This window comes from Nocardioides sp. Root682 (genome assembly GCF_001427795.1).
Taxonomy (GTDB): Bacteria; Actinomycetota; Actinomycetes; order Propionibacteriales; family Nocardioidaceae; genus Nocardioides.
The window spans coordinates 153,846-172,388 of record NZ_LMHJ01000002.1 but is presented as its reverse complement, the minus strand read 5'-3'; the positions used below and the strand labels follow the sequence as shown (position 1 = coordinate 172,388).

Below are 18,543 nucleotides of genomic sequence, written 5' to 3'. Positions count from 1 at the left end.
TGATGAGCCAGCGGCACACCTTGACCGCCGAGCTGCACCGTGGTCTGCCGGACGGCGGCCAGATGGCGCCCGCGGAACAGCCGTGGACACCGTGGTGCGACCTGCGGGAGACGCACTCCGGGGTGGTGCTGTTCCTGGGCGATCGTGCCTACAAGTTCAAGAAGCCGGTGGGCCTGGGCTTCCTCGACTTCCGCGAGGTCGACCAGCGACGATCCGTGTGTGGTCGCGAGGTCGAGCTGAACCGCCGGATGGCTCCGGACGTCTACCTCGGCGTGGGCAGTCTCGACGATCCCTCGGGGGTGTCCGAGCCCGTGGTGGTGATGCGCCGGCTGCCGGAGCAGTACCGGCTCTCGAGCCGCGTCCGGAGCGCCGCCAACATCGGGCCCGACCTGACCCGGATCGCTCGGGTGATCGCCGGCTTCCACGCTGGCGCGTCGAGCAGCCCCGCCATCGAGCAGGCCGGCACGGTCGCGGCGCTCCGGCGCCGCTGGGAGGCCAACCTGTCCGAGTCCGCCCAGTTCCGTGACACCTTCATCAACCCCGGCGTCCTGGACGAGATCACCTCACTCGTCCGCCGGTATCTCGACGGACGCGAGGCCCTGTTCGAGGATCGCATCGCCCGCGGCGCCATCATCGACGGGCACGGCGACCTGACCCCTGACGACGTCTTCTGCCTGCCGGACGGACCGCGCCTGCTCGACTGCCTGGAGTTCGACGACCAGCTCCGGTACGTCGACCGGCTCGATGACGTCTCCTTCCTCGCCATGGGGCTCGAGGCGCTGGGAGCCGGCGACGCCGGCCGCCAGCTGGTGGCCGTCTGGGCCGCGCTCCTGGACGATCCCGCTCCGGTCTCGCTGATGAACCACTTCATCGCCTACCGGGCCTTCGTCCGCGCCAAGGTCGCGTGCCTCCGCGCCGCGCAGACCGGTGCAGACCACCCGCCGGAGGTCGACCTGTTCGCGAAGATCGCGCTGAGCCACCTGCGGGCGGGCGCGGTCAAGCTGGTCCTCGTGGGAGGCCCGCCGGGGTGCGGCAAGTCGACCCTCGCCGGTGCGATCGCGGACCGTCTCGGCATGGTGACCATCAGCAGCGATCGCGTGCGCAAGGAGCTGTCCGGCGTCGATCCCTCGGTGTCGGCCGCAGCGCCGGTGGGTCACGGCATCTACGACGCCGAGCACACCGCAGCGACCTACCGCGAGCTCCTGCGGAGGGCGGAGCTGCTCCTGCGGCGCGGCGAGTCCGTCGTGCTGGACGCTTCCTGGACCCGGGCGAACGAGCGACAGCAGGCACTGTCGATGGCGTCCGACGTGTCGGTCGATGTGGTGGAGCTCCGCTGCGACGTCGATCCTGCGACGGCAGTGGCGAGGATCGGCAACAGGCGCGGCATCTCGGACGCCGACGAACACGTCGCCGCCGAGCTGCGCCGCGAGGCCGACCCGTGGCCCGCGAGTCGGGTGATCGACACGACCGGGTCCATCGACGAGTGTGCGGCGCTGGCGTGCGCCCTCATCAGGCCCCACGCGGTGCGCTGAGGCCGGTCACTCACGAAGACCCGATCCGGGTCACTCCGGGGTCGGGTTGTTCTTCACTGCGTAGATCGCGGCCTGGGTCCGGCTGGACATACCGAGCTTGGCGAGCAGCGACGAGACGTAGTTCTTGATCGTCTTCTCGGCCAGGAAGAGCTCCTGGGCGATCTGCCGGTTGGTGAGGCCCTTCCCGATCAGGTCCAGGACCCGCAGCTCCTGCTCGGTCAGCGACTCGAGCTCCTTGTTGACCGGCGGCCCGGTGCGGATCCGCTCCAGCACCTGCGCCGTCACCGACGGGTCGAGGGTCGACTGGCCGGCGGCCACGCGCCGCACGATGTCGAGCAGGTCGTTGCCGCGGACCTGCTTGAGGACGTATCCGGCTGCCCCGGCCATGATCGCGGAGAAGAGCGCGTCGTCGTCGTCGTACGACGTCAGGATGAGCGCCTTGATCGATGGATCCTGCGAGCGGATGTCACGGCACACATCGATGCCGGAGCCGTCGGGCAGGCGCCCGTCGAGGATCGCGACGTCGGGCCGCAACGCGGGGATCCGGCTGGTCGCCTCCCGGGCGGAGTCGGACTCGCCGACCACCACGATGTCGCCCTCGCTCTCGAGGAGGTCGCGGATCCCGCGCCGGATCATCTCGTGGTCGTCGAGGAGATAGACGCGTATCGGCTGGGTGTCCGCGGTCGGTGCTTCGCTCACGTTCCCAACGTAGCCGCGATCCATGGGCCTCGCGCGAGGACGGTGTTCCTGTCAGGAAAGGACCTTCGACCCTGCCCGGTCCCCGAGTGCGCAGGAACAGTGGTGCAGGAAGAGCAGGAGGACACCATGACGACGCGAGCCAACCCGCGCACCGAGACCGCACCCATGGCGGTGATCGAGCGTCTCGTCGAGCTGGCGTGCCTGGCTCCCAGCGTCCACAACACCCAGCCCTGGCGGTGGGAGTACGACGGCCGCGCCATCACGCTGCGGGCCGACCCGGACCGGCGGCTGGTGACGTCGGACCCCCGGGGCCGCAACCTGACGATCAGCTGCGGGGCTGCCCTGCACCACCTCCGGTTCGCCGCGCAGGCACTCGGCTGGGAACCTGTCGTCGAACACCTGCCCCCGGGCGATGAGACCGTGCTCGCCCGGGTGTTCGTCGCACGCACGGCACATCATCCGCCACTGCCGGCTGACATCGAGCTGATGCGCGCCCGCTGCACCGACCGCCGCCGCTTCACCGCTTGGCCGGTGCCCGAGGACCAGCTCGCGGCGCTCTGCCGGATCGCCACGGCGTGGACAGTCGATGCCGTGGCGGTGACCGACAACGCGGACCGGTTCCGCCTCGAGCTGCTGGCGAACCAGGCACTGACCGCCCTGGAGATCGACCCCGAACGGCTCGAGGAGCAGGAGAGCTGGATCGACCGCCCGGGCGACGAGGGCATCCCCAGCGACCTGCTCCCCGACCACCCCGACCCTCTGCACCCGCGGGGACGGTTCCGCCTCGGGGTCCTCGAGGACACCCGTCTGGTGATCCACAGCGGCGACCGGGTGATCGCGCTCGGTGCCGGCTCCGACGACGTGGGCAGCTGGCTCCGCGTCGGGGAGGCACTCAGTGCCCTGTGGCTGGAGGCCACGCGCGCAGGCATGTCGGTGGTGCCGATGACCCAGCCGATCGAGGTCGAGAGCACCCGCCGCGAGATCGGGCGGACGCTGCTCGCGGGTGCGTTCGAGCCGCTGTTGCTGGTCCGCGTGGGCTGGCAGGTGATCGGGCGACGAGCGCTGCCCCGCACCGCTCGTCGTCCGCTGGACGAGGTCCTCTCGCGCTGACCTGAGCATTCCCGGGGGCCAAAGGTCCCGAGGGAAGGGGCATTCGGGCCGTGGGGCCGGTCGGCCGGTCACTCCTAGCGTGAAACGCGACAGCCCGACCAGCCAGGAGCTCCTGTGGACCCGACCGACATCGCGCGGTGGCAGTTCGCCATCACGACCGTCTATCACTTCCTGTTCGTCCCGATCACGATCGGCCTGTCGGCGATCATCGCCGGCTACGAGATCAACTGGCTGCGCACCCGCGACGAACGGTGGCTCCGGCTCACGAAGTTCTTCGGCAAGCTCTTCCTCATCAACGTGGCGATCGGTGTCGTCACGGGCATCGTCCAGGAGTTCCAGTTCGGGATGAACTGGAGCGACTACTCGCGCTTCGTGGGCGACGTCTTCGGCGCCCCGCTCGCGATCGAGGGCCTGCTCGCCTTCTTCCTCGAGTCCACGTTCCTCGGACTGTGGATCTTCGGCTGGGACCGGCTGCCGGAGAAGCTGCACGCGGCGTGCATGGTGCTGTTCCACATCGGCACCCTGCTGTCGTCGTACTTCATCCTGGCGGCGAACTCGTGGATGCAGAACCCCGTCGGCTTCGCCTACAACCCGGACACGGGCCGCGCCGAGATGAACGACTTCGCGGCGGTCATGTTCAACAAGGTCCAGCTCGTGACGTTCCCCCACGTGATGCTGTCGGCGTACATGACCGGCGCCGCCTTCGTCGTCGGCATCGCCCTGTGGCACCTGCAGCGCGCGAAGAAGGACACCGATCGCGCGATGTACCGCACCGCCGTGCGCACCGGTGCGGGGATCGTGCTGCTCGCCGCGCTCGGCGTCATCGTCAGCGGTGACTTCCAGGGCAAGATCATGACCGAGGTCCAGCCGATGAAGATGGCGGCGGCCGAGGGCCTCTACGACACCGAGAAGCCCGCCGACTTCTCGATCTTCCAGCTCGGCACGCTGGACGGCGAGAAGGAGACCTTCGGGATCAAGATCCCGGGGATGCTCTCCTTCCTCGCGACCGGCACCCCCGGCGGCGAGGTCGAGGGGATCAACGACCTCCGGGAGCGCTACCAGGAGCAGTACGGCACCGACCCCGGCGCGGCGTACTACTCCCCCGGCGACTACACGCCGGTCATCCCGCTGACCTACTGGACCTTCCGGCTGATGATGGGCCTCGGCATGGCCGGCGCCGTCGTCGCCACCTGGATCCTGTGGGTGACCCGCGGCGGCCGGTCCCCGCAAGGACGTGCCGTCCTCACGGCCGCCGTGGCACTGCCCTTCCTGCCGCTGTTCGCCAACTCGTTCGGCTGGATCTTCACCGAGATGGGTCGCCAGCCCTGGGCGGTCTTCGGCCTGATGACGACCGAGCACTCCGTCTCGCCCGGCCTGAGCACCACCGAGGCGTGGATCTCGCTGCTCACCCTGACCGCGGTGTACGGCGTCCTGGCCGTCGTCGAGCTGCGACTCCTGTTCACCTGGATCGCCAAGGGAGCCGACGAGCTGCCCTCGCCCGACGAAGCGGCCGACACCGGCGACGACCGCCCGCTCGCCTTCGCCTACTGACCCGAGGACATCACCATGGAACTCACCACCATCTGGTTCATCCTGATCGCCGTCCTGTGGATCGGGTACTTCACTCTCGAGGGCTTCGACTTCGGGGTCGGCATGCTGCTGCCGGTCCTGGCCCGCGACGACACCGAGCGCCGGGTCATGATCAACACCATCGGCCCCGTCTGGGACGGCAACGAGGTGTGGCTGCTGGTCGCCGGCGGCGCCACGTTCGCCGCGTTCCCCGAGTGGTACGCCACCTTGTTCAGCGGGTTCTACCTGCCCCTGCTGCTGATTCTCGTCGCACTGATCTTCCGGGGGCTCGCCTTCGAGTACCGCGCCAAGCGCGACGACGACGGCTGGCGTGCCCGCTGGGACCTGGCCATCATCGTCGGCTCGTTCGTCCCGTCCCTGTTGTGGGGAGTGGCGTTCGCGAACATCCTGCGCGGCGTCCCGATCGACAGCGACCTCGAGTACGCCGGCGGGTTCTTCAACCTGTTGAACCCGTACGCGCTGCTCGGCGGTCTCACCATGCTCGGCCTCTTCCTGACCCACGGCGCGCTCTTCATCGCGTTGAAGACCGATGGCGAGATCCGCCACCGCGCCCGCCGCCTCGCCGTACCTGCAGTGGCCGTGACGGCACTGCTCGCCGTGGTCTTCCTCGGATGGACCCAGCAGCAGACCGGCACCGTCAGCTCCGCCATCGCCTTCGGAGCGGCCGCGGTGTGCCTCGTCAGCGCCGGTCTCTTCGCGCAGGCCCGACGGGAGGGCTGGGCCTTCCTGGGCACCTTCCTCGCGATCGGCCTCGCCGTTGCCGGCCTGTTCCTGGCCCTGTTCCCCGACGTCATGCCGAGCACGCTGGCCGGCGGGACGAGCCTGACCACGACCAACGCGGCCGCGACGTCGTACACGCTGCGGATCATGACGATCGTGGCCGTGGTCTTCACGCCGGTCGTCCTCGCCTACCAGTCGTGGACCTACTGGGTGTTCCGCAAGCGCATCGCCGTGCACCACATCCCGACTGCTGTCCCGGCGACCACGCCGGTCCGATGAGGCCGAGCGACCCGCGGGTACGGCGGCTGCTGGCCCCGGCTCGCGGGAGCCTCAGCGGCGTCGTCGCCGCCGGCGTGGTCGGGGGCGGGCTGGTCATCGTGCAGGCCTGGGTGGTCACCGGCGTGGTGATCGCCGTGCTGCGTGACCAACCGTTGCTCGGCTGGGCACTCGCCACGGTGGGTCTCCTCGCCCTGCGCGGCCTCGTCGGAGCCGTGAGCGACCTGTTCGCCGCGCGCGCCGCAATGGTGGTGGCGACGGTGCTGCGCCACCGCCTGGTCCGCGCGACCCTGGACCGGCCCCGCGGATCGAGCACCGACGTGTCCCCGGGCGAGGTCGCGGTGCTCGCCACGCGCGGAGTGGCCGCCGCCGAGCCCTACCTGACCCGCTACGTCCCTGCGTTGGTCGTCGCGACCGTGCTTCCACCGCTGACGGTGGTGGCCATCGCCACCCAGGACCTGCTGAGCGCCCTGATCGTCGTCTGCACCCTGCCGCTGGTGCCGGTGTTCGGTGCGCTGGTCGGGCTCGCCACGCGCGACCGCGCCGAGGAACAGTGGCAGGCGATGGCCTCGCTGTCGGGCCACTTCCTCGACGTCGTCCGCGGGCTGCCGACCCTGGTCGCGCATCGGCGGGCCCGGGCCCAGTCGGCGCGGATCGCCGAGGTGACCGACCGTTATCGCCGTGCCTCGCTGCGCACGCTGCGCATCGCCTTCGCGTCCTCGGCCGTGCTCGAGCTGGTCGCGACCCTGTCGGTCGCCCTGGTCGCCGTCACGGTCGGCGTCCGGCTGGCGTCGGGCTCGCTCGGCCTGCACACCGCGCTCGTCGTACTGCTCCTGGCGCCTGAGGCGTTCTGGCCGCTGCGCCGCGTCGGCGCCGAGTTCCACGCTGCCGCCGAAGGCGCTGCCACCTTCGCAGCCGCTCACGAGCTGCTCGACGCCCCGGAGGGCGCACGGACCGATGTGGCCGCACCGCGCGGGGTCCCGCTGCTGCTGGACCGGGTCACCCTCACCTTCCCCGGGCGCACCGTGCCGGCCGTGCACGACGTGTCCGCCCTGATCCCCGCCCGTGGCGTCACGACGCTGACCGGCCCGTCGGGGTGCGGGAAGTCGACGCTGCTGGCCGCGATCGCCGGCCTGCTCCCCCTCGACTCGGGACTGGTCGCGTCCGGTGGCCACGCCGTCGGCGGACCGGCCTGGCAGGCCCAGGTCGCCTGGCTGCCCCAGCAGCCCCAGTTCCTCACCGGCTCCATCGCCGACAACCTCCGCCTGGCCCGCCCGGATGCAACCGACGACGACCTGTGGACCGTCCTGCGCGAGGTCGCCCTGGAGGTGCGGATCCGCGAGCTGCCCGGCGGACTCGCAGCGCCTCTCGGCGAGGACGGCACAACCCTGTCCGCGGGCGAGCGGGCGCGGCTCGCTCTTGCGCGTGTCGTGCTGGCCGACCGGCCATGGGTGCTGCTGGACGAGCCCACGGCCCACCTCGACGAGCTGACCGAACAGGTCATCGCCGACACGATCGTGGCGCTGGGGCGCCGTAGCGGCGTGATCGTGGTGGCGCACCAGCCCCGTCTGGTCGCGCTCGCCGATCATCGGATCGCCCTCCCTGCGGCGGTCCCTGTCCCCGCCGGCGCGCCCGTGGCGCGAGGTGCATCCGCCGGCAACCCGGCGTCGGCGGTCCCGCGGCCGTCCGACCTTCCGTCTGGCACGCCCCCTCCCCTGCGCGAGGAACGCACCCGGTTCGCCGGGGCGACCGTCCTGGGCGCCCTGGCCTCGGCGTCCGGCGTCGCGCTCACCGCCACCGCGGGCTGGCTGATCGTGCAGGCCTCGACCCGACCCGCCGTCCTGACGTTGCTGGTCGCCGTCGTCGGCGTACGCGCCTTCGGCCTGGCCCGCCCGGTCCTGCGGTACGTCGAACGCCTCCGCGCGCACGATGCCGCACTGCGGCTGCTCGCCCGCCGCCGGGTCGAGGTGTACGACGCCCTGGTGCCGCTGGTGCCGGGCCGACTGGGACGGCGGCGGGGAGACCTGCTCAGCTCGGTCGTCGACGACGTCGACAGCGTCGTGGACCGGCAGCTCCGGGTCCGGATGCCCCTCGTGCAGTTCGTCCTGGTCGCCCTCGGCGCCATGTCGATCGCCGCGCTGCTCCACCCGGCAAGCGGCCTGGTCATCGGCGCGTTCTCGCTGCTCGCTGGCGCGGCGCACCTGCTGGCCCGCCGCGGGTCGCGCACGTCGGAGCGCGAGCTTGTCGGGCTGCGGGCGGAGCTGTCACGCGAAGTCGTCGAGGCCGTCCAGGTGGCCGACGAGCTGCGGATGTGGCAGCGGATCCTGCCCACTGTTGACGCCATTGCCCTGACCAGCTCCCGGATCGGCGCGACCGCGACGGTGGCCGCCGGCTGGCTGGCTGCCGCGCGGGCTCTGGTGCTGCTCGCTGGCGGCTTCGCGATGGCCGCGATCGCGACGCTGACCGTCGACGAGGTCGCCTCAGGCGACCTGTCCGGACCGGTCATGGCGCTGCTGGTCCTGCTTCCCCTCGCTCTCCTCGAGGTCGCCCTGCCCTGCGCCGAGGCCGGCGTCCTCGCGACCCGTACGAAGGCGGCGAGCGCACGACTCGAAGCCCTCGAGCGGACCGAGCCGGCCGTGCTGGACATCCCGGGCCTGGCGTCGCCGCGCGCGAACGACGTCACCGTGCGCGACCTCAGCGCACGATGGGACCTGCGCGCACCGCTCACCAGTCCGGTGTCGTTCGACCTCAGCCAGGGCGAGAGGGTGGCCGTGGTCGGCGCCTCCGGATCCGGCAAGAGCACCCTCGCCGCGGTGTTGCTGCGGTTCCTGGATCCCACTGCGGGGGAAGCACGTGTGGGTGGGTCGCTCACGACGTACGTCGGGCTCGATGACATCCGACGCCGGGTCGGCCTCGTCGACGACCATCCCCACGTCTTCGCGACGACCCTGGTCGAGAACGTGCGACTGGCGAGACCCGGAGCGAGTGACGTCGAGGTCGAGCACGCACTCCGTCGGGCGCACCTGGGTGACTGGCTCGACACCCTGCCCGACGGCCTCGACACCTGGCTGGGCGAGGGCCATGCCTCGGTCTCCGGTGGCGAACGGGCCCGGCTCGGGATCGCCCGGTCCCTGCTCGCTGACCAGCCCGTGCTGGTGCTCGACGAGCCGACCGCACACCTCGACCACGCCACCGCGGTGGCGCTCGCCGAGGAGGTCCTGGGCGGTGACCGGACCAGGTCGGTGCTGTGGATCACGCACGGCACGGCGGGCCTGGACCTGGTGGACCGCACCGTCACCCTCCAGCCCCGGACGAACAACGAAGGGGCCGAAGGTCCCGACACTTCTGGGGCCTCGGCCCGTGCCGGATCGAGGCTGCTCGGGCGGAAGGTGGAGTCATGAAGACGACCATCGATCCCAGCAGCATCGTCGTCGCGACCGACGGCTCCGACGACGCCCATCGCGCAGTGCACTGGGCTGCCGAACAGGCCTACCTGGAGCGGCGACCGCTGGCCGTGGTGACCGCGATCGGCACGCCCGGGGTCCCTGCGATCGCGTGGGCAGGCATGGGTGCCGCCTACGCCTACCAGCCCCACGAGCTCGTCGAGTACGGCCGGGTGGTGGCCGACCAGGCTCTCGCCCTGGTACGCCGACTGCGGCCGGGACTGCGGGCCGAGGCAACCGTGCTGACCGGTGACCCGCGGCAGGCGCTCGTCGACCTGTCGAGCAACGTCCACCTCCTCGTCCTGGGCTCCCGCGGCCGTGGCGCGTTCAGGAGCAAGGTGCTGGGCTCGGTCAGCGCCGCGGTGAGCCGCGACGCGAGCTGTCCCGTCATCGTCTGCCGCCCTGTCTCCTCGGACCGGACGCCCGACCAGGGCGTCCTGGTCGGAGCGGACGGCACCCCGGAGTCCCTGCCCGTCATCGAGTTCGCCTTCCACCAGGCCTCGTTGCTGGGACTCCCGCTGACCGTGGTCCATTGCGTCGGTCCCGAGATCGGCGTCGCTGCCGGCGTCGTCGGGGAGAGCTCCCCGGCACGCAGCTGGGAGGAACACCGCCTCCTGCTCTCCGAGAGCGTCGCCGGCATGTCCACCAAGTTCCCCGAGGTCGACGTCGACCTCCGCCTGGCGAGCGGGATCGCGGAGGTGTACCTGGCCCGGAACACCGGCGCCTGGAACCTCGTGGTCGTGGGCCGGCACCCGGTCGACACCGTCTTCCAGTTCCTCACCGGCGCGGTGGCGACCGCCGTGGTCGAACGGGCCCACACCACCGTCGCCGTCGTCCCGCAGTCCGAACCCCGTCCCGAGAGCTGAGGGATCGAGATGAAGCGCACGATCCGACCGGGCAGCATCGTCGTTGCCGCCGACGGTTCCAAGCACGCCGAGCGCGCTGTCGTCTGGGCAGCCGAACAGGCCCATCTCGAACGTCGACCGCTGGTCGTGGTCACTGCCGACGGAGAGAACGTCCACCGGATCAACCACGACGCCGTTCGTCTGACGACCGTCACGGTCCCCGGGCTCGACGTGGTCGCGCTGACGGCTGCCGGTGATCCGCGAGCCATCCTGGTCGAGCTGTCGCGCGAGGCACACCTGATGGTCATGGGCTCCCGCGGTCGCGGAGCCGTCAAGAGCATGCTTCTCGGCTCCGTCGCCGCCACGGTGAGCAAGCTCGCCATGTGCCCGGTGATCGTGTGCCGGCCGCACGCCGACGGCCACCGCGGTCGCGGCGTCCTGGTCGCAGCGGACGGAACCGCCGAGTCGCGCGCCGTCATCGAGTTCGCCTTCGAGATGGCCTCGATGCGCCGCATGCCCCTGACCGTCGTCCACTGCATCTGGGACGTGGTCGCGGCGGTGGCAGGAGAACGGAACGTCTCCCTCGAAGCAGCCGACCTCGGCGTCGGTGACGACCCGCACCGCCTGCTCGCGGAGTCGATCGCCGGCTTCGCGGAGAAGTATCCCGACGTCCCCATCTCCCTCCGGGTCACCCACGGACTGGTCGACGACGTGATCGGGGGTCACACCGCCGCCTGGGACCTCGTCGTGGTGGGCCGGCATCCGCTGGACACCGTCAGTCGACTGGTCAAGGGCTCGATCGCCACCGCGGTCGTGGAGCGCGCGCACACCACGGTCAGCGTCGTACCCGAGGAACGGGAGAGCAGCGTCCGATGAAGGCCGGCGCCGACCGCAGTGCTCTCGTGGTCTACGAGTCGATGTTCGACAACACCGCCCACGTGGCCGAGGCGATCGCACGCGGGTTGGAGCGCGCCGGGTTCGAGGCCCACGCCGTGCCCGTCACTTCGCTGGCCGCTTCCGGCCCGATGAAGGTCGACCTGCTCGCCGTCGGCGCTCCGACCCACACCTTCACGCTGAGCCGCCGAGAGACCAGGGTCGACGCCGCGCGCAGGGGAGCACCCTCGGGCAGGGTCGCCATCGGGCTGCGTGACTGGATCGCCGGCGTGACCCCCGGCCGGTTCGGCACGGAGCGCGTGGTGGTCTTCGACACGCGGGTCACCCGCGTCCGTCGACTCCGCCTCGCGGCTGGCGTGACCGCCGCCCGCCTGCTGCGCCGCCGCGGCTTCCGGCTGCTGCGCAAGCCGGTCGCCTTCATGGTCGACGAGACCAGCGGGCCCCTTCGCGAGGGTGAGGTCGCCCGCGCCGAGCGCTGGGGCCAGATGATGGGCGCGGCCTGCCGCGACGACCTCGCCGCCGCCTGACTCGCCAGCTGGCTACAGGTACATCCCGTCACCCGCGGCGGGCTCTGCCGACGGGTCCTTCGCGCCGTCGGCGGAGGCCGGTTCGACGGTCAGCTTGCCGCCGAACTTCTCGGCCAGCTGCCGGGCGAAGAAGTTGCTGGCCTCCATCACGTCGGTCAGGGACGACTCCAGGGTGCCCTTGTTGAGCGCGAGTCCGGAGACGGCGTCCTCGAAGACGACCGCCTTCTCGGTCCAGTAGACGCGGGAGTGCAGCAGCCGCTGGTTGATCTCGTTGAGGAAGTCGAGCAGGTCCGGGGTCTTCTCGACCTCGGTGACGGCGATCGACCAGACCCGCACCGCGGGCCGCTCGTCGGGACCAACGACACGGACCGTGTAGGCGCAGTCCTTGTGGCGGAACGGGAAGCCGCCCTGGTCGTCGCGGCTCAGGGACTCGTTGCCCGTGAACTCCTCCAGCAGGCGCTCGACGTACGCGTCGACCATGTCGCGGCTCATGCAGCGACCCTACTCAGGCCGTTGGTCGAGGAGGTTGCGCAGCAACCGTCTCGAGACCATTTCACCAGGGGGACGGCGCGTAGTCCTTCACGAAGCAGCCGAACATGTCCTCGCCGGCCTCGCCGCGCACGATCGGGTCGTAGACGCGGGCCGCACCGTCAACCAGGTCGAGCGGCGCGTGCCAGCCCTCGGCGGCGATCCGCAGCTTCTCCTGGTGCGGGCGCTCGTCGGTGATCCAGCCGGTGTCAACGGCCGTCATCAGGATCTGGTCGGTCTCGAACATCTCCCCCGCACTGGTGCGGGTCATCATGTTCAGCGCGGCCTTGGCCATGTTGGTGTGCGGGTGGCCGGGACCCTTGTAGCGCCGGGAGAACTGGCCCTCCATGGCCGACACGTTCACGACGTACGCGCGACGGGCGCCCGCTGCCACGGCCGCCCGCATCGAGGGCCGCAGGCGCGAGACCAGCAGGAACGGCGCGATCGAGTTGCAGAACTGCACCTCGAGCAGCTCCAGCGGGTCGACCTCGTCGACGACCTGGGTCCACGAGTTGTTGGTCTGGGTGTCGGGCAGCAGGCCGCCCGCGTCGACCGCGGTGCCGGCGAGGTGCCGCTCCAGCGAGGCGTGCCCGGCCGAGAGGGCCAGCGACGTCAGCGACGCAGCGTTCTGCGCGGCCATGGCGGCCTCGACCGACTCCCCGTCGTGGTGCGCCACGGCGTGCGCCTCGAGCGCACCCGCGATGGCCGCCGGGTGCGCTTCGGAGATCCGGTCGAAGGTCACCATCTCCGGCAGCTCGCGCCCCAGCGGTGCCTGGACAGGCGCGAGCTCGCCCTCGACCAGGTGCGAGTAGGAGCCCGGTGAGCGTCGTACCGTCTGGCAGGCGTTGTTGATCAGGATGTCGAGCGGACCGTCGGCCGCGACGTCCTCGGTCAGCGCGATCACCTGCGTGGGGTCGCGCAGGTCGATGCCCACGACCTTCAGCCGGTGCAGCCAGTCGTCGGCGTCCTCCATCGAGGCGAAGCGCCGTACGGCGTCCTTCGGGAACCGGGTCGTGATCGTGGTGTGCGCGCCGTCGCGGAGCAGGCGCAGCGCGATGTACATGCCGATCTTCGCGCGGCCACCCGTCAGCAACGCCCGCTTGCCGGTGAGGTCGGTGCGCTGGTCCCGCTTGGCGTGGCTCATGGCCGCGCAGTCGGGGCACAGCCAGTGGTAGAACGCGTCGACCAGGGTGAAGTCCTGCTTGCAGATGTAGCAGCCACGCGCCTTGAGCAGCTCGCCGGCGAAGGCGCCCTTCGCGGTCGAGACCAGCGGGATGCCGGCGGTCTCGTCGTCGATCCGCATCGCGGAACCGGTCGCGGTGGACTCGATGATCGCGCGGTCGGCCGCGGCCTCGGCCTCGCGCTTCAGCAGGCGGCGGGTCTGCTTGAGCGCCTTGTACATGTGCGACGCCGCGCGCTTGACCGTCGTCACGTCCGGGTGCTCGGGCGGCAGCTGGTGGAGCTGCTTGAGCACCTTGACGGTGATGGCGAGCTCGTCGGGGTCGATCCGTTCCACCGGCGAATCGTACGGGCGCGGTTGCCTCAGCCCATCATCTCCGCACCCGTGCGCACCGCGTCCCGGATCCGGGAGTAGGTCCCGCAGCGGCACACGTTGCGGATCGCGTCGAGGTCGTCCTCGGTGATCGCGCGGTCCTCCGCGCGGACCCGGTTGACCAGCGCCACCGCCGCCATGATCTGACCGGGCTGGCAGTAGCCGCACTGGGCGACGTCGTGCTCCAGCCAGGCCTCCTGCATCGGGTGCAGGCCGTCACCGTCGACGGTGTCGGCCAGGCCCTCGATCGTGGTGATCTCGTCATCCGCGCCGATCGCGCCGACCGGGACCGAGCACGGGTTGAACGCCTTGCCGTTGATGTGGGACGTGCAGGCCTTGCAGACGTTGATCCCGCAGCCGTACTTCGGGCCGGTCACACCGAGGACGTCGCGCAGGACCCAGAGGATCCGGACGTCGTCCTCGACCTCGACGGTGACGGTCTCGCCATTGAGCTTGAAGGTGTGCGTGGTCATCGGTGCACCTCAGGACGTGTAGGAGAGGCCGTCGGTCGGCGACTGCGGGACGGACGGGATGAACGGCTTCGGCTCGAAGTGCAGCGGGTCGTGGAAGTTGATGGGGAACTCCGTCGGCATCTTCCCCGTGGCCCGTGCGTAAGCGCAGGCCACGGCCGCCATCGACGCGGCGACGCCCGCCTCACCCACTCCCCCGGGCACCTTGCTCTCCGAGTCGAGGACCTCGCACTGGAAATCGAAGGGCGTGTTCCACTGCCTCGTGTACGCCGAGTTGTCCCAGCTCGCCTCGAGGAAGTGCCCGTCGACCAGGTGGTTGCCGTAGGTCAGCGCCTGCGCCATCCCGTCCATGAAGCCGCCCATCATCTGGGCCTTGATGCCGAGGGGGTTGATGACCACGCCGGCGTCGATCACCACGACCGCCTTGGTGACCCGCGGGCCGGTGACGGCGTCGCGGACCTTGCGGTTGACGGTCTCGGGCCGGCAGTCGATCTCGACCAGGACGGCGGTCGCGCCCTTGTACTCCTTGTGGATCGCGATCCCCTGGGCCGTGCCGGCCGGCATCGCCCGGCCCCACTCACCGAGCTCGGCTGCCCGGTTCAGCACCCGTTTCACGACGCGGCTCTTGAGGTACGAGCGCCGGAACGCGACCGGGTCCTGCTTGAGCCGTTTCGCGAGCTGGTCGACCATCAGCTCGTTGGCCGTGGCCACGTCGGGCGAGTAGATGTTGCGCACCGAGCTGGTGTTGAACCTGTCGGGCGCCGGCTTGGGCTCGTTGAGCAGCTGCGTGATGACGCCGAAGTTGTACGGCAGCTCCTGAGTCAGCATGAACACCGTCTCCGAGAAGCCCAGGTTGCCGAGCCCGGTCGGCAGCGCCGACACCTCTGCGGTCAGCCGTTCGCCGAGACCGTGGCGGAAGTCGGTCGGGACCGCGGTGTGCCGCTGCTCGAAGCTGATCACGCTGCCGAGCAGCACGGTCGCCCGGATCCGGGAGACGGCCATCGGGTGCACCCTGCCCTGGCGGGGTTCGTCGGCGCGGTGCCACATCAGCTTCACCGGCGCACCGAACGCCTTCGATGCCCGCGCCGCCTCGATCGCGCCGTCGCTGAACAGCTTGCGCCCGAACGAGCCGCCGCCCTGGACCACGTTGACGCTGACCTGCTTCTGGAACAGCCCGAGGATCTTCGCGATCTTCGACTGCGCGTCGATGGGTGACTTCAGGCCCGCCCAGATGGTCGCGGAGTCAGCCCGGACGTCGGCGATCGCACAGTTCGGCTCGAGCGCCGAACCGCTGCGGAAGTGGAAGACGAAGTCGCCGTCCAGGGTCGCGGCACCGGCCTTGGGCACGACCAGCGGCAGCTGGGCGGCACGCAGCTCCTTGAGGATGTCCGGGGCCGACTTGCCCGCGACCGGGCCGGCGTTCCACTCGACGTCGAGGGCCCGCACGGCGTCGATGCACTGACCGAAGGTCCGCGCGCGCACGGCCACGCCGGTCTCGATGATCGCCACGTGGGTCACCCCCGCCATCGCCTTGACGGCGGCCTCGTTGCGGATCGACTTCGCCGTGCCGTTGAGGTCGGGCGCCCGGCACACCATGGTCGGCAGCGCGTCCGGGACGGCGATGTCCATCGCGAACTGCTTGCGGCCGGTCACCGCGTCGAGTGCGTCGATCCGGCGCTGCGGCGTGCCGACCACGGTCCGCTCGGCGGCCGCCTTGAGCGTGACCTTCACCTGCCGGGTCGTCGGAGCAGCGGCCGCGGTGGCGACGTCGCCGTACGTCACCGAAGAACCGTCGGGCGCCGAGATGACGCCGCCCTTCGCGACCAGCGAGGTGAGCAGGGCGCCGAGCTGGATCGCAGCGGCCTCGAGCAGGGCCTTGCGCGCGACGGCGGCAGCCACCCGGATCGGGGTGTACATCGAGATGATCGTGTTCGACCCGCCGGTGAGCTGGTTGAACAGCAGCTCCGGGCGCGCCGGGGCGAGGGTGACGTGCACCCGGTCCAGCGGCAGGTCCAGCTCCTCGGCGATCAACATGGCGACCGCCGTCGTGATGCCCTGGCCGACCTCCATCCTGGGCAGCGCGAAGTGGGCATCACCCTGCTCGTCGATCCGGATCCCGACGTGGTTGGCCGTGGGCAGAGTGCAGTGCACCAGGAAGTCGTTGAGGTCGTAGAGCTCAGGAATCTGTGGCACCGACGGGATGGGTACGGCGCTCGCCGGACTCGCCCCGAGCGCCAGGTCGGCCATCACCATCAGGCTGGTGCCCCCGACGACGTACCCGACGAAGGACCGCCTGCTCAGCCTCGCGGCAGGCTCGCGCCCTGCTTGTTTCCCCATGTTCGCCCCCAAGATGTGACGGTTGTCACTGCAGCATGGCGAAGCAAGATTGGTCAACGGTTGGTCCGGTCGGCCACGACGGAATTCTCTGATCCGTTCCGTGCCTGCCGATGGGTCACGTACCCCGTCGACAGAAGTGGAGCGGACCGTGGCCGGACGCCTCGCTCGGGCAGCACTGCCCGCCGTGGCCTTCGGCGTCGCCTTCACCCTGTCCATCCTGATCGGTCGCGCGACGCGCGTGGAGGGCAGCGAAGTCTCCCTGGTCTGGCCCGCCGCCGCCGTCGCCGTGCTGTGGGGCCTGCACATCCGGACCCTGCCGCGCGCCGCCGCCGTGGCCCACGCAGCCCTGTTCGCACTGCTGACTCTCGTGGTCACCCGGGTCACGGGCGCCGCATGGGATCTCTCCGCGTGGTTCGTCCTGGTCAACGCCGGGCTCGCGGGGGTGGCGACGGCCGTCCTGGGTCGCGGCGGCGGACCGGTGGCCCTGCGCGATCCGACCGACCTGCGTCGACTCGTGGTGGCAGTGGGCGCCGGGACGCTCGTTGCCGCAGCGCTGGCGACCGCCTTCTTCGTCCATGCCGGGCAGGAAGACCCGCCTCGGACCTTCGCGCTGTTCGCTGTCCGCAACGGGGTCACCGCGCTCGCCGGTGTGGCCCTGGTGATGCGGCTCAAGGAAGCCACCTGGCGCTGGCCACGCCCCTCCCCGGCCCAGCTGCTGGAGGGACTCGTCTGCCTCGTCGTGACGGTCGCGATCTTCGGCCGGGTCTACTGGTTCAACCCGGGGTTGCCGACCGCCTTCGCCGTCATGCTGCCGGCGATGTGGATCGCGTTGCGCTACCCGACCACGACGAGCACCCTCTTCCTCTCGGCAGCGGGCGCATCGATCGTGTGGGCAACCCTGCTCGACCGCGGCGCCCTGACCGGCATCGAGCCGCACGTGCAGGCGTTGCTGGCCCAGGGCATGGTCGGCAGCCTGACCATGGTGGTGCTGTCACTGGCGCTGTTCCGTGACTCCCGCGACGGGTTGATCGTGCAGCTCGAAGCAGCCCGCCGACGGGCTGGTGAGGAAGCCGGCCTGCTCGCCGACGTGCTCGGTGCCGCGTCCGAGCTCTCCATCATCGGCACCGACCCCGAGGGCCGGATCACGGTGTTCAACGTCGGTGCGGAACGCATGCTCGGCTGGAGCTGCGCCGCCATGATCGGGCAGACCCCGGCCGTGCTCCACGATCCCCGCGAGCTGGCCGACCGGGCGGACCAGCTCGGCATCGAGCCGGGGTTCGAGGTCCTCATCCACGACGTGGCGCCGGGATCCTCGGACGAGCGCGAGTGGACCTACGTCCGCCGCGACGGCAGCACGCTGCCGGTGAGCCTCACCGTGAGCGCGATGCGGATCGTCGACGGCAGGCCCAGCGGCTACATCGGCATCGCGACCGACATCACCGCCCGCAAGCAGTCCGAGGCCGAGCTCCATCACCTGGCCTCGCACGATCCCCTGACCGGGCTCGCCAACCGCACCCTGCTCACGCACCGGCTCGAGGAGGCGCTCACGCGTCGTCCAGCACCCAGGATCGGGCTGATCTTCCTCGACCTCGACGGCTTCAAGCAGGTCAACGACAGCTGGGGACACAGCGAGGGCGACGGAGTGCTGATCCGGGTCGCCGAGCGGCTCCGCGCCGCCGTGCGCCCCGACGACACGGTCGCCCGGATCGGGGGCGACGAGTTCGCCGTCCTGTGCCTCGGCGTCGGCAGCCGGAATGATCTCGAGGCCCTCGCCGAACGGATCCGGCTCGAGGTGCGGCAGCCCTATCCGCTGGAGTCCGGCGAGCAGTTCACCGGGATCAGCGGCAGCATCGGCGTCGCCCTCGCCGACCGTGGTTGCACCGCCACGACCCTCCTCAAGCACGCCGACCACCTGATGTACCGGTCGAAGCAGGGAGGCAAGGACTGCGTGACGCTCGATGGCGAGCCAGCGACGCTCACCTGAGTCGACCTGCGAACGTCGCAACTCCTCTGATCCGGG

At 70.8% G+C, this 18,543-nt stretch carries 14 protein-coding genes; 9 read left to right on the top strand and 5 right to left on the bottom strand.

The genetic code is table 11. The annotated features are described in order from the left end of the window. Positions 1–2 precede the first annotated feature (2 nt). The gene (locus tag ASD84_RS13110) at positions 3–1,532 is read left to right on the top strand and encodes an AAA family ATPase (RefSeq protein WP_200954567.1); all 1,530 of its coding nucleotides are present in this window, start codon (positions 3–5) and stop codon (positions 1,530–1,532) included. Between the two features lie 30 nt (positions 1,533–1,562). Here ASD84_RS13110 and ASD84_RS13105 read toward each other — a convergent pair whose 3' ends face one another. Next, positions 1,563–2,231 (bottom strand): response regulator, encoded by a 669-nt coding sequence (locus ASD84_RS13105; protein WP_414858595.1) that lies wholly within the window; start codon positions 2,229–2,231, stop codon positions 1,563–1,565. 126 nt (positions 2,232–2,357) lie between these two features. On the opposite strand from ASD84_RS13105, the gene ASD84_RS13100 reads away from it, so the two are divergent. From ASD84_RS13100 to ASD84_RS13070, 7 genes are all read left to right on the top strand, one after another. Next, a complete protein-coding gene (locus ASD84_RS13100; protein WP_156391899.1) occupies positions 2,358–3,341 on the top strand; it encodes an Acg family FMN-binding oxidoreductase in 984 nt (327 codons plus the stop codon). A 114-nt stretch (positions 3,342–3,455) separates the two neighbouring features. Continuing rightward, positions 3,456–4,892, top strand: a complete 1,437-nt coding sequence (locus tag ASD84_RS13095; protein ID WP_056711248.1) for a cytochrome ubiquinol oxidase subunit I — start codon at positions 3,456–3,458, stop codon at positions 4,890–4,892. Positions 4,893–4,907: 15 nt separating this feature from the next. After that, positions 4,908–5,930 (top strand): cytochrome d ubiquinol oxidase subunit II, encoded by a 1,023-nt coding sequence (cydB, locus tag ASD84_RS13090; RefSeq protein WP_056711246.1) that lies wholly within the window; start codon positions 4,908–4,910, stop codon positions 5,928–5,930. Continuing rightward, positions 5,927–9,328 carry a thiol reductant ABC exporter subunit CydD gene (gene cydD / locus ASD84_RS13085; protein ID WP_082573463.1) on the top strand — a complete coding sequence of 1,134 codons (3,402 nt, stop codon included), beginning with the start codon at positions 5,927–5,929 and terminating at the stop codon, positions 9,326–9,328. The genes cydB and cydD overlap by 4 nt, the downstream gene beginning before the upstream one ends. Further along, the gene (locus ASD84_RS13080) at positions 9,325–10,236 is read left to right on the top strand and encodes a universal stress protein (protein ID WP_056711244.1); all 912 of its coding nucleotides are present in this window, start codon (positions 9,325–9,327) and stop codon (positions 10,234–10,236) included. The genes cydD and ASD84_RS13080 overlap by 4 nt, the downstream gene beginning before the upstream one ends. A gap of 9 nt (positions 10,237–10,245) precedes the next feature. Then, a complete protein-coding gene (locus ASD84_RS13075; protein ID WP_056711243.1) occupies positions 10,246–11,091 on the top strand; it encodes a universal stress protein in 846 nt (281 codons plus the stop codon). After that, the gene (locus tag ASD84_RS13070) at positions 11,088–11,636 is read left to right on the top strand and encodes a flavodoxin family protein (RefSeq protein WP_056711241.1); all 549 of its coding nucleotides are present in this window, start codon (positions 11,088–11,090) and stop codon (positions 11,634–11,636) included. Before ASD84_RS13075 ends, ASD84_RS13070 begins: the two co-directional genes overlap by 4 nt. A gap of 12 nt (positions 11,637–11,648) precedes the next feature. Here the strand turns inward: ASD84_RS13070 and ASD84_RS13065 are convergent, their stop codons facing one another. The 4 genes from ASD84_RS13065 to ASD84_RS13050 form a co-directional block, all read right to left on the bottom strand. Next, positions 11,649–12,128 carry a T3SS (YopN, CesT) and YbjN peptide-binding chaperone 1 gene (locus tag ASD84_RS13065; protein WP_082573461.1) on the bottom strand — a complete coding sequence of 160 codons (480 nt, stop codon included), beginning with the start codon at positions 12,126–12,128 and terminating at the stop codon, positions 11,649–11,651. Between the two features lie 61 nt (positions 12,129–12,189). Further along, positions 12,190–13,680, bottom strand: a complete 1,491-nt coding sequence (locus ASD84_RS13060) for an SDR family NAD(P)-dependent oxidoreductase (RefSeq protein WP_200954565.1) — start codon at positions 13,678–13,680, stop codon at positions 12,190–12,192. A 26-nt stretch (positions 13,681–13,706) separates the two neighbouring features. After that, complete coding sequence (locus ASD84_RS13055) at positions 13,707–14,189, bottom strand: (2Fe-2S)-binding protein (RefSeq protein ID WP_056712155.1); 483 nt, start codon at positions 14,187–14,189, stop codon at positions 13,707–13,709. Positions 14,190–14,198: 9 nt separating this feature from the next. Then, entirely contained in the window at positions 14,199–16,523 is a 2,325-nt protein-coding gene (locus tag ASD84_RS13050) for a molybdopterin cofactor-binding domain-containing protein (RefSeq protein WP_056711238.1), read from the bottom strand. 148 nt (positions 16,524–16,671) lie between these two features. Between ASD84_RS13050 and ASD84_RS13045 the strand changes: the two genes are divergently transcribed. After that, positions 16,672–18,507: a diguanylate cyclase domain-containing protein gene (locus tag ASD84_RS13045; RefSeq protein ID WP_082573578.1), complete on the top strand. Its 1,836-nt coding sequence runs from the start codon at positions 16,672–16,674 to the stop codon at positions 18,505–18,507. Positions 18,508–18,543 lie beyond the last annotated feature (36 nt).